Origin of the sequence: Duganella sp. 3397, assembly GCF_031456625.1 — a bacterium.
Lineage (GTDB): Bacteria > Pseudomonadota > Gammaproteobacteria > Burkholderiales > Burkholderiaceae_D > Rugamonas > Rugamonas phyllosphaerae.
Genome location: NZ_JAVDVB010000004.1, coordinates 301958 through 313906 on the forward strand (window position 1 = coordinate 301958; position 11949 = coordinate 313906).

At 64.1% G+C, this 11949-nt stretch carries 10 protein-coding genes; 7 read left to right on the forward strand and 3 right to left on the reverse strand.

What is annotated here, in order from left to right; all coding sequences use genetic code 11:
* The first annotated feature begins 12 nt into the window (after positions 1-12).
* From kdpB to kdpE, 4 genes are all read left to right on the forward strand, one after another.
* Positions 13-2121 carry a potassium-transporting ATPase subunit KdpB gene (kdpB, locus tag J2X54_RS14120; protein ID WP_310182071.1) on the forward strand — a complete coding sequence of 703 codons (2109 nt, stop codon included), beginning with the start codon at positions 13-15 and terminating at the stop codon, positions 2119-2121.
* 138 nt (positions 2122-2259) lie between these two features.
* Positions 2260-2835 carry a potassium-transporting ATPase subunit KdpC gene (gene kdpC, locus J2X54_RS14125; protein WP_310181483.1) on the forward strand — a complete coding sequence of 192 codons (576 nt, stop codon included), beginning with the start codon at positions 2260-2262 and terminating at the stop codon, positions 2833-2835.
* Between the two features lie 26 nt (positions 2836-2861).
* Positions 2862-5666 carry a DUF4118 domain-containing protein gene (locus J2X54_RS14130; protein ID WP_310181484.1) on the forward strand — a complete coding sequence of 935 codons (2805 nt, stop codon included), beginning with the start codon at positions 2862-2864 and terminating at the stop codon, positions 5664-5666.
* Positions 5663-6376 carry a two-component system response regulator KdpE gene (kdpE, locus tag J2X54_RS14135; protein ID WP_070251353.1) on the forward strand — a complete coding sequence of 238 codons (714 nt, stop codon included), beginning with the start codon at positions 5663-5665 and terminating at the stop codon, positions 6374-6376. The genes J2X54_RS14130 and kdpE overlap by 4 nt, the downstream gene beginning before the upstream one ends.
* A 23-nt stretch (positions 6377-6399) precedes the next feature.
* On the opposite strand, the gene J2X54_RS14140 is transcribed toward kdpE, so the two are convergent.
* Positions 6400-7569 carry a hypothetical protein gene (locus J2X54_RS14140; RefSeq protein WP_310181485.1) on the reverse strand — a complete coding sequence of 390 codons (1170 nt, stop codon included), beginning with the start codon at positions 7567-7569 and terminating at the stop codon, positions 6400-6402.
* 12 nt (positions 7570-7581) lie between these two features.
* Positions 7582-8436 (reverse strand): MoxR family ATPase, encoded by an 855-nt coding sequence (locus J2X54_RS14145; protein ID WP_310181487.1) that lies wholly within the window; start codon positions 8434-8436, stop codon positions 7582-7584.
* Between the two features lie 213 nt (positions 8437-8649).
* Here J2X54_RS14145 and J2X54_RS14150 point away from each other — a divergent pair, with 213 nt between their 5' ends.
* The 3 genes from J2X54_RS14150 (at position 8650) to mqo (ending at position 11304) form a co-directional block, all read left to right on the forward strand.
* Positions 8650-8994 carry a cytochrome c gene (locus J2X54_RS14150; protein ID WP_070251359.1) on the forward strand — a complete coding sequence of 115 codons (345 nt, stop codon included), beginning with the start codon at positions 8650-8652 and terminating at the stop codon, positions 8992-8994.
* Positions 8991-9347 (forward strand): cytochrome c, encoded by a 357-nt coding sequence (locus J2X54_RS14155; protein WP_070251361.1) that lies wholly within the window; start codon positions 8991-8993, stop codon positions 9345-9347. Before J2X54_RS14150 ends, J2X54_RS14155 begins: the two co-directional genes overlap by 4 nt.
* Before the next feature lie 322 nt (positions 9348-9669).
* On the forward strand, positions 9670-11304 hold the full coding sequence (gene mqo, locus J2X54_RS14160; RefSeq protein WP_310181488.1) for a malate dehydrogenase (quinone): 1635 nt from the start codon (positions 9670-9672) through the stop codon (positions 11302-11304).
* Between the two features lie 204 nt (positions 11305-11508).
* Here the strand turns inward: mqo and J2X54_RS14165 are convergent, their stop codons facing one another.
* Positions 11509-11937 (reverse strand): DUF1841 family protein, encoded by a 429-nt coding sequence (locus tag J2X54_RS14165; RefSeq protein WP_070251366.1) that lies wholly within the window; start codon positions 11935-11937, stop codon positions 11509-11511.
* Between the last annotated feature and the right edge of the window lie 12 nt (positions 11938-11949).

An 11949-nucleotide genomic window follows, 5' to 3' on the forward strand; every position in this document is an offset into this window, starting at 1 on the left:
ACTCCAAAAGAAATGACGGTGTTTACCAACCCCGCCAGCCCCGCCAATCCGGCGCCTAAAAAGCTGCGCCTGTTCGACGCCGAACTGCTGCTGCCGGCGATTGCCGACTCGTTCAAAAAACTCAGCCCTGCCACCCAGGTGCGCAGCCCGGTGATGTTTGTCGTGTACGTCGGCAGCATCATCACCACCTTGTTGTACCTGCAGGCGCTGTTCGGCCAGGGCGAGGCGCCGGCCGGCTTTATCCTGGCGATCTCGGTCTGGCTGTGGTTCACGGTGCTGTTCGCGAACTTTGCCGAGGCGCTGGCCGAAGGCCGCAGCAAGGCGCAAGCGGCGTCGCTGCGCAACCTCAAGCAAACCGTCAGTGCGAAAAAGCTGGCCACGCCCAAGTACGGCACCACCTGGCTGCCGCAGCCGGCCACCGATCTGGTCAAGGGACACTACATCCTGGTGGAAGCGGGCGATGTCATCCCGATCGACGGTGAAGTGATCGAAGGCGTAGCCTCGGTGGACGAAAGCGCGATCACCGGCGAATCGGCCCCCGTGATCCGCGAGTCGGGCGGCGACTTTTCGTCCGTCACCGGCGGCACCCGCGTGCTGTCGGACTGGCTGGTGGTGAAGGTCACCGTCAATCCTGGCGAGACCTTCCTCGACCGCATGATCTCGATGGTGGAAGGCGCCAAGCGCCAGAAAACTCCGAACGAGATCGCGCTCACCATCTTGCTGGTCGCTTTGACCATCGTGTTCCTGATCGTGACCATCACCTTGCTGCCGTTCTCGCTGTTCTCGGTGCAGGCTGCCCAATCGGGCACGCCTGTCACCATCACGGTGCTGATCGCGCTGCTGGTGTGCCTGATTCCGACCACGATTGGCGGCCTGCTGTCGGCCATCGGCGTGGCTGGCATGAGCCGCATGATGCAGGCCAACGTGATCGCTACCTCCGGCCGCGCCGTGGAAGCGGCGGGCGACGTCGACGTGCTGATGCTCGATAAAACCGGCACCATCACGCTCGGTAACCGCCAGGCGTCGAGTTTCGTGCCGGCGCCCGGCGTGACCGAGCAGCAGTTGGCCGACGTGGCGCAACTGGCCTCGCTGGCCGACGAAACCCCGGAAGGGCGCAGCATCGTGGTGCTGGCCAAGCAGAAGTTCAACATCCGCGAACGCGAAATGGCGTCCCTGAACGCCGTGTTCGTGCCGTTCACCGCGCAAACCCGCATGAGCGGTGTCGATATCGGCGAACGCGCCGTGCGCAAGGGCGCCGCCGACAGCGTGCGCCGCTACGTGGAGTCGCTGGGCCAGCCCAATGCTTACCCGGCCGAAGTGGGCCGTGCGGTGGACGACATCTCGCGCCGTGGCAGCACGCCGCTGGTGGTCACCGATGGTGGCCGCGTGATGGGCGTGGTGGAACTGAAGGACATCGTCAAGGGCGGCATCAAGGAGCGTTTCGGCGAGCTGCGCCGCATGGGCATCAAGACCGTGATGATCACCGGCGACAACCAGCTGACCGCTGCCGCCATCGCTGCCGAAGCGGGCGTGGACGACTTCCTGGCCGAAGCCACGCCGGAAGACAAGCTGAAACTGATCCGCAAGTACCAGGCCGAAGGCCGCCTGGTGGCGATGACCGGCGACGGCACCAACGACGCCCCGGCGCTGGCCCAGGCCGACGTGGCGGTGGCGATGAACTCGGGCACGCAAGCGGCCAAGGAAGCCGGCAACATGGTGGACCTGGACTCGAATCCGACCAAGCTGCTGGAAATCGTCGAAATCGGCAAGCAGATGCTGATGACGCGCGGCGCGCTGACCACGTTCTCGATCTCGAACGACATCGCCAAGTATTTCGCCATCATCCCGGCGGCATTCGTGGGCACTTATCCGCAACTGAAGGCGCTCGACGTGATGCAACTTGCCAGCCCGTCGTCGGCGATCATGTCGGCGGTGATTTTCAATGCGCTGATCATCGTGGTCTTGATACCGCTGGCGCTCAAGGGCGTGAAGTACCGGGCCATTGGCGCGGTAGCGCTGCTGCGCCGCAACCTGCTGCTGTATGGCCTGGGCGGGATCGTGCTGCCGTTCGTGGGCATCAAGCTGATTGACATGGTGCTCGCTGCCTTGCACCTCGTATAACAACCACCTGCCTTCAATCCGTCATTCCCGCGCCGGCGGGAATCCAATTCTGTGAGCGCGTCGATAACGCCCGCACATTGGGTCCCCGCCTGCGCGGGGATGACGGATTGCTGGCTAACTTAATTCTCTGGAGTCCATATGACATCCCACTTCCGTCCCGCCCTGGTCATCTTCGGCGCCCTCACCATTCTCTGCGGCGTGCTGTACCCGCTGGCCGTCTCCGGGGTTGCCTCCGCCGCCTTTCCTGCCGAAGCGGCGGGCAGCCTGGTACAGGTCGACGGCAAAACCGTCGGCTCGTCGCTGATCGGCCAGTCGTTCAGTTCACCGAAATACTTCTGGGGCCGCCCGTCGGGCACCGGTCCGATGCCCAATAACGGCGCCGGTTCTTCCGGCACCAACCTCGGCCCCACCAACGCGGCCCAGATCGACGCCGTGAAAGGCCGTATCGACGCCCTCAAGGCGCTTGATCCCTCCAACACCCTGCCCATTCCGGTGGACCTGGTGACCGCCTCGGCCAGTGGCCTCGATCCCGAGATCAGCCCGGCCGCCGCCCGCTACCAGGCCGCCCGCGTGGCCGCCGCCCGCCAGTTCAACACCAACCAGGTGCTGGCGCTGATCGAGCAGCACACGCGTCCGCAGTACCTGGGCTTTTTCGGCGAGCCGCGCGTCAACGTCCTGGCGCTCAACCTGGCGCTCGACCAGACTGGCCGCTGATTTATCCGCTCAGGTAGAATCGCCGCATGTCCATTCCCCACGATAGCCAGCGCCCCGATCCCGACGCCTTGCTGGCGCAAGTCCAGGCCCGGGAGCGGCGCGCCGCGCGCGGCAAGCTGCGCATTTATTTTGGCGCGTCGGCCGGGGTGGGCAAAACCTACGCCATGCTCGCTGCCGCCCGCAAGCTTCAGCTTGAGGGCAACGAGGTCCTGGTCGGCGTGGTGGAAACCCACGGACGCAGCGAGACCGCCGCCATGCTGGCCGGGCTGGAGGTCCTGCCGCCGCGCGCGGTCGAGCACCGTGGCCGCACCCTGGCCGAATTCGACCTCGATGCCGCGCTCGAGCGCCATCCACCGCTGATCCTGATGGACGAACTGGCGCACTCGAACGCGCCCGGTTCGCGCCACCCCAAGCGCTGGCAGGACGTCGAAGAACTGCGCGACGCCGGAATCGACGTGCTCACCACCGTCAACGTCCAGCACCTGGAAAGCCTCAACGACGTGGTGGGCGGCATCACCGGCATCCGCGTGGGCGAGACGGTACCCGATACCGTGTTCGACCAGGCCGACGAGGTGGTGCTGGTCGATCTGCCGGCCGACGAACTGCTGGCGCGCCTGAAAAGCGGCAAGGTGTACCAGGCGCCGCAGGCCGAGCGGGCCTCGAAAAACTTCTTCCGCAAGGGGAATTTGATCGCGCTGCGCGAGTTGGCGCTGCGCCGCACCGCCGACCGTATCGAGGACGATGTGCGCGCTTACCGCGTGGAGCAGTCGATTGCCGACATCTGGAAAACTGGCGCCGCGCTGCTGGCGTGCGTGGGTCCGAATCCCGGCGCCGAGCACACGGTGCGCAGCACGGCGCGCCTGGCCGGCCAGCTGGGCACTGACTGGCACGCGATCTACGTGGAGACGCCGGCGCTGCAAAAGCTGCCCGCCGCGCGCCGCGAGCAGATCCTGCGCACCTTGAAACTGGCCGAAGACCTGGGCGCCACCACGGCCGTGGTGCCGGGCCGCGACGTGGCGCTGGCGGCGGTGGAGTATGCGCGCAGCCACAACCTGTCGAAGTTCGTGCTGGGACGCTCACGCTCATCCTGGCCGTGGCAAACGCCGCACATCAAGCGCCTGGCCCGCTATGCGCCAGACCTGGACCTGGTGGAAATCGGCGCGGCCAGCATCGAGGCGCCGGCCAACCCGGGCAAAAACAGCACGGGTACCGCCTGGGGCGCCGATGCCGCTGCCGACGCCGACCACGCGGACGGCTATGGCGAACGTGGCAATGATGGGCGCGGAGCGCCGGGAGCCTCCGGCGTGCGCCTGCCGTGGCAACAGCAACGCGCCACCGGCTACGCCGTGGCGGTTGTCTCGAGCATCGCCATCGCACTGGCCGCCATGCCGCTGCTGGCATGGCTGGACCTGGCCAATATCGCCATGTTGTTCCTGCTCGGCGTGCTGCTCACGGCCGTGCGCTTCGGGCGCGGCCCGTCGGTGGTGGCCACCTGCGTGAGCGTGGCCTGCTTCGACTTTTTCTTCGTCACGCCGCGCTTCGACTTTGCCGTTTCCGACTTCCAGTACGTGATCACCTTCATGGTGATGCTGGCCGTGGGCCTGATCACCGGCCACCTGACGTCCGGTCTGCGCTTCCAGGCGCGGGTGGCGGCGCAGCGCGAGAAGCGCTCGCGCTCCCTGTACGAGTTCGCCCGCGAGCTGTCGGGCGCGCTGCAAACCGAGCAAATCTTCGACACCACCCGCCTGTTCATCGAAAACGCCTTCCGCGCCCGCGCCACCTTGCTGCTGCCCGACGCCGATGGCCGCCTGCTGCCGGCGCCCGCCGGCGTCACGCTCGACGTGGGCATTGCCCAGTGGGCGTTCGACAATGCCGAGAGTGCGGGCCTGGGCACCGATACGCTGCCGGCCAGTGCGCTGTTCTACCTGCCGCTGGTCGCGCCGATGCGCACCCGGGGCGTGCTGGCGATCGAGCCGCTGCGCCAGCGCTGGCTCCTGATTCCCGAACAACGCCAGCAGCTCGATACCTTTGCCGCGCTGGCCGCGATTGCGCTCGAGCGCGTGCATTACATCGAGGTGGCGCAGAACGCGCTGGTGAACATGGAGTCGGAGCGATTGCGCAATTCACTCCTGGCGGCACTGTCGCACGACGTGCGCACGCCGCTGACGTCGCTCGTCGGCTTGTCGGAAGCGCTGGCCGGCGCCAAACCGCCGCTGCCCGACGCCCAGCACGACGTGGCGGTAGCGTTGCACGACGAGGCGCTGCGCATGAGCGCCATGGTGACCAACCTGCTCGACATGGCGCGCATCCAGAGCGGCGAAGTGAAATTCAACCTGCAATGGCAGCCGCTCGAGGAAGTGGTGGGCAGCGCCTTGCGCGCCAGCGGCTCGCAACTGCAAAGCCACCACGTGCGCACCGAGCTGCCCCATCACCTGCCGCTGCTGCGCTACGACGCCGTGCTGATCGAGCGGGTGCTGGCCAACCTGGTGGAAAACGCCGCCAAGTACACGCCGCCCGGATCGACCATCGCCATTGGCGCCGCGCTGCACGGCCAGTGGATCAATATCACCGTGGCGGACGACGGCCCCGGTCTGCCGCCAGGGCGCGAGGAAGCGATCTTCGAAAAATTCACGCGGGGCGAGCGCGAATCGGCCAAGCCCGGCGTCGGCCTGGGGCTGGCAATTTGCCGCGCCATCGTCGAAGCGCATGGCGGCCGTATCAGCGCCACCGCTCACGCGGCGCCGCTCGGTGGCGCCGCCTTTACCTTCACCCTGCCACTGGGCACCCCACCGGCCATGCCCGAGCTGGAAGCCGAACCGGAGACACCATGACCGAGCATGACCATCTCGCCACCGCGCCTACCGCCTTGCTGGTGGAAGACGAGCCGCAAATCCGCCGCTTCGTGCGCGCCGCGCTGGAAGAGGAGGGCTGGCAGGTGTTCGAAGCGGCCACGCTGCAACGGGGCCTGATCGACGCCGGCACCCGCAAGCCCGACCTGATCGTGCTGGACCTGGGCCTGCCCGATGGCGACGGCATCGACTTCGTGCTCGACCTGCGCAAGTGGTCGTCGGCGCCGGTGATCGTGCTCTCGGCCCGGGTCAATGAAGCGGACAAGATCCGCGCGCTCGATGCTGGCGCCGACGACTACCTGACCAAGCCGTTCGGGGTAGGGGAGCTGCTGGCCCGCGTGCGCGCGACCTTGCGCCGCCAGCGTCAGCCGGCGGCCAGCAAGGAAGGCCTGATCAACTTCGGCGACGTGGCGGTGGACTTGCAGAACCGCCGCGTGACGCGCGGCGGCGAGAATGTGCACCTCACGCCCACCGAGTACCGGCTGCTGGCGGTGCTGGTGGCCAATGCGGGCCGGGTGATGACCAACCCGCAGCTGCTGCGCGCCGTGTGGGGGCCGTCGCAGTCGGAAAACGGCCACTACCTGCGCATCTACATGGGCCACCTGCGCCACAAGCTCGAAGCCGATCCGGCCCAGCCGAAGTTTTTGCTGACCGAGACGGCGGTTGGTTACCGCTTGCAGTTGCCTGGCTAGCAGGCTGCTCGTGAGCGGCCCCTCTATTTGCTGAGCGCGCGCATCGCCCGCTCCAGCCCATCGATCGTGATCGGATACATGCGGTTGTTCATCAACTGGCGGATGATGGCAATCGACTGCCGATACTGCCACGAGCCTTCCGGCTCGGGATTCAACCACGCGAACTTCGGAAACGCATTGGTAAAGCGCGTGAGCCACTCGCTACCCGCTTCCCTGTTGTTGTACTCGACCGAGCCGCCCGGGTGCAGCACCTCGTAGGGGCTCATGGTGGCGTCGCCGACGAAAATGAGCTTGGTGTCGGGCGGGTACTTGCGCAGGATGTCCCAGGTATTGAAGCGCTCGGACTGGCGGCGGCGGTTGTTCTTCCACACGAAGTCGTACACGCAATTGTGGAAGTAGTAGAACTCCATGTTCTTGAATTCGGTGCGCGAGGCGGCGAACAGTTCCTCGGTGCGCTCGATATGGTCGTCCATCGAACCGCCGACGTCGAACAGCATCAGCACCTTGATGTTGTTCTTGCGCTCGGGCTGCATTTTTAAATCGAGGAAGCCGGCGTTGCTGGCGGTAGCGTGGATGGTGGCGTCGAGCGCCAGTTCTTCGTGGGCGCCTTCGCGGGCGAACTTGCGCAGCCGGCGCAGCGCCACCTTGATGTTGCGTGTGCCGATTTCGCGCTCGCCGTCGTAGTCCTTGAACGCGCGCTCTTCCCACACCTTGACCGCCGTGCGGTTGCCGCCCTTGCCGCCGATGCGGATGCCCTCCGGGTTGGTGCCGCCGTGGCCGAACGGCGACGTGCCGCCGGTGCCGATCCACTTGCTGCCGCCCTCGTGGCGCTCCTTCTGCTCTTTTAACAGCTCGGCCAGGCGGTCCATCAGCTTGTCGTAGCCGAATTTTTCCAGCTGCGCCTTTTGTTCGTCGGTGAGCTCGCGCTTCATCTTTTGCAGCAGCCAGTCGAGAGGGATCTCGCTCTTTTCGTCGAAGTGGGCGGCGATGCCCTTGAAGTACAGGCCAAAGGCGCGGTCGAACTTGTCGTAGTGGGCTTCGTCTTTGACCAGCGTCAGGCGCGCCAGGTAGTAAAAGTCGTCGAGCGACGTGTCGATCACGTTCTTTTGCAACGCTTCCAGCAGCGTCAGGAATTCCTTGATCGACACCGGGATTTTGGCGTCTTTCAGGGTGAAAAAGAAATCGATCAGCATCTCAGCGCCCGGTCAACGGTTGGCCCTTGCCATCTGCACCAGCCGTTCGAACAAGTGCACGTCCTGCTCGTTTTTCAGCAGGGCGCCGTGCAGCGGCGGCACGATGGCCTTGTGGTCCACGCCGTGCAGCGCTTCGGGGCCGATGTCCTCGGCCATCAGCAGTTTGAGCCAGTCGAGGAATTCGGAGGTCGATGGCTTTTTCTTCAGGCCGGGCACGTCGCGCACGGCGTAAAAGGTTTGCAGGGCCTGGGCCAGCAGTTCGCGTTTCAAATGCGGGTAGTGCACTTCGACGATGCGCGCCATCGTCTCGCGGTCGGGGAACTGGATGTAGTGGAAGAAGCAGCGGCGCAGGAAGGCGTCGGGCAGCTCCTTTTCGTTGTTGGACGTGATGATCACCAGCGGCCGGTGCACGGCGCGCACCATCTCGCGCGTTTCGTACACGTAGAACTCCATGCGGTCGAGTTCGCGCAGCAGGTCGTTGGGGAATTCGATGTCGGCCTTGTCGATCTCGTCGATCAGCAGCACGACCGGCGCCGGCGCGGTGAACGCCTGCCACAGCACGCCCTTGACGATGTAGTTCTGGATGTCGCGCACGCGCTCGTCGCCCAGTTGCGAATCGCGCAGGCGCGAGACGGCGTCGTATTCGTACAGGCCCTGCTGGGCCTTGGTGGTGGACTTGATGTGCCATTGCATCAGCGGCATGTTCAGTGCCGCGGCCACTTCCTCGGCCAGCATGGTTTTGCCGGTGCCGGGCTCGCCCTTGATCAGCAACGGACGCTGCAGGGTGAGGGCGGCGTTGACCGCCAGCTTGAGGTCGGCGGTGGCGACGTATTGATCGGAACCTTCAAAGCGGACAGTAGCTTGCATGCGTGGGTCTCGGAGCGTGGACGATGGCACCAAGTATAGTGGAGAAGGGGCGTGGACGCTTTACGCTGCACTGCAAAAGACGGCGCCGCCGGTGTTGTTTCCAGCGACGTTACTGTGTAGCTTTGTCAAATTTGTTAGGTTAGAATCCCTGCACTGGTAGTGCAAAAGTCAAGTGTTCAGTAGCCGGCGTCGATTACCCACCTAGCAAAGACCATGAAAAAAATCACAGCACTTCCATTTCTTCTTTTAGTCGGCTTTACCCAGGCGGGAACGGCGGCGGAAATCGTGGGCAATGCCCAGGCCGCCAAAGCGAAGATCGAAATGTGCATCGGCTGTCATGGCATCCCCGGCTACAAGGCCACGTTCCCGGAAGTCTACCAAGTGCCGATGATCGGCGGCCAGGGCGCCAAGTACATCGAGGCTGCGCTGCAAGCCTACAAGAAAGGCGACCGCAAGCATCCGAGCATGCGGGGCATCGCCGCCAGCCTGTCGGACCAGGACATTGCCGACGTCGCCGCATTCTATGCGCAGCAAACCAGGGCCGGGAGCGCAAAATGAACCACCTCACTATCAAAACATTGGTTGCCGCCTTCGCGTGCGCCGCAATCTCCATGACGGCCCAGGCCGCCGGCAACGTGGCCAATGGCAAGGCGCTGGCCGACAAGTACAACTGTTTTACCTGCCACGGCAAGGACTACAACACGCCGCTCGACCCCAGCTATCCGAAGCTGGCCGGCCAGCACCGCGACTACCTCGAGCATGCGCTCACCGCCTACAAGCGCGGTGACGGCGCTTACGGCCGCAACAACGCCATCATGACCGGCCAGGTCAAGCCGCTGAGCAACCAGGACATCAAGGACCTGGCCGCTTACCTGCACAGCTTGCCGGGGACGATGGCCGTGCATCGCTGATCGTTTCTCCCACTCATCAAAGCCACGCCAATCTCCGGTTGTCGTGGCTTTTTTACATCGTTCTGCGGTTAGTAACTACGTAGTTTGAGCACGTTTGCGTAAGTGTTATCCCCATTTTGGCGCCAGGAGTACACTGATAAAATCGATATCCTTGATTTTAACTATGGACACGCGCGCAACTTTATGCGTGCTTGCGCCGGCAGCCGTCACCCCCTCATCCGCCTCGATTCAGCGGCAGACAGCCACCTTCGATACCTAGTCATCGTTCCTGGCAATGGCCCGGCCGCACTGTCCCATCACGATCACCACCACGGAGTTACGTATGCGTAAGTCAATTGTTATCCTGATGTCGTGCCTGATCCTGGCCGCATGCAGCAAACCGCCGGCACCCACCGACGACAAACCGGTCGACGTCCTGTTGATCGGCGCCGGCACCATGAGCGCCACCCTGGGCACCATGCTCAAGGAACTCGATCCCACCCTCACCATGGCTTTCTACGAGCGCATGGACAAAGTGGCGGCCGAGAGCTCGGACGCGATGAACAACGCCGGCACCGGCCACTCGGCATTCGCCGAACTGAACTACACCCCGGAAGCGGCTGACGGCCACATCGAAACCAAGAAAGCCGTTGAAATCAACGAGCAGTTCGAAGTGTCGAAGCAGTTCTGGGCCTACCAGGTCAAGAATGGTTACCTCGGTGCGCCGACTACGTTCATCAACAATGTGCCGCACATGGCCTTTGTCTGGGGCGATGACAACATCAATTTCCTGCGCAAGCGCTATGCTGCACTGCAAAAGGAAAACCTGTTCAAGGGCATGTTGTACTCGGAAGACCCGGCCAAGATCGCCGAATGGGCGCCGCTGGTGATGACCGGCCGTGACCCGTCGCAAAAGATCGCCGCCACCCGCATGGAAATCGGTACCGACGTCAACTTCGGCAACCTGACCCGCGCGCTGGTCAAGCACCTGACCGACTCGCACGGCGCCACCGTCAACCTGCGCACGCAAGTGGAAGACATCAAGCGCGGCACCGACGGCAACTGGAACGTCACCGTCAAGAACCTCGACACCAATGCCGTGAAAACCGTGCGCGCCAAGTTCGTGTTCGTGGGCGCTGGCGGCGGTTCGCTGCCGCTGCTGGAAAAATCGGGCATCCCGGAAGCCAAGGGCTACGGCGGTGTACCGGTCGGCGGCCAATGGCTGGTCACCACCAACCAGGCGCTGGTGGAAAAGCATGCCGCCAAGGTGTACGGCAAGGCATCGGTCGGTTCGCCACCGATGTCGGTACCGCACCTGGACACCCGCATCATTGACGGCAAGAAAGCCCTGCTGTTCGGACCGTTCGCAACGTTCTCGACCAAGTTCCTGAAAAACGGTTCGTGGGTGGACCTGCCAGCGTCGATCGGCACCGGCAACGTGCGTCCGATGCTGCAAGCTGGCTGGGACAACATTCCGCTGACCAAGTACCTGATCGAACAGGTGCTGAACTCGCCGGAAGACCGCCTGGCTACCCTGCGCGAATACCTGCCGGAAGCGAAGATGGAAGACTGGACCCTGCAAAACGCCGGCCAGCGCGTGCAGATCGTCAAGGATCTGCCGGAAAAAGGCGGCGTACTGCAGTTCGGTACCGAAGTGGTCGGCTCGGCTGACGGCAGCATCGTCGCTCTGCTCGGTGCCTCGCCAGGCGCTTCGACCGCGCCACCGATCATGATCAAGGTATTGCAAACCGCGTTCAAGGCCAAGCTGGCCACGCCGGAATGGGATGCCAAGATGAAGGCCATGGTGCCCTCGTATGGTCACAAGCTCAATAGCGATCCCGTGCTGGCCAACCAGATTCGCCAGTACAGCAGCTCGGTGCTGGGCCTGAAAGCGTTCACGCTGGACGAAACCGGCAGCGCGCAGCCTGCGCCAGCCGTGGTGCCGGCGGCAGCGCTGGCGGCGCCGGTTGTGAAGTAACTCTGTCGTACTGAAACTGAAAGGCCACGCGATGCGTGGCCTTTTTACATTCGGGGACCGTTAATCCGTCATCGCCGCGCAGGCGGGGATCCATGGAACCTGTGAGTCGAACTCGCTACGATCTGAGTTGAAACGGATCAGCCGTTCCATGGATCCCCGCGTTCGCGAGGATGACGGCAGCGGCGGCGCGACGGCTGGTGGCTGTTATCGGAGGCGGCGACGGATTGCTTCCACGTAAGCAGCACCGTCAGGCGGCGTGCCGTTGCGCTGGGCGTTCCAGATCATCTCGCCCAGGCATTCCATGATTTCGTGCTGCGCCGCGTGGGCGTCGTCGAGCTTGAGGGTGAGGGCGGTGGCGGCGTCGCGGATGCCGGGCGGCTGGTCGATCGAGATCTGTTCGTCGATCGACAGGTGCATCGACAGGTGCAGGAACGGGTTGGCCTGCGCGCCTTCGACCGAGTAATTGCGGCCCAGCGCGGACTCGACGTCGGTGAGCACGTCGTGGTATTCGGGGTGGTGGCGCACCCAGTCGGACGCCATCGCTTCGAGCGGGGTCAGGATGTCATTGGCGCGCTGCTTGCGGAAAACCTCGCAAAAGAAGCGGCGTACATCGTCGGAAGAGGGATTGAACATGATGGCGACATT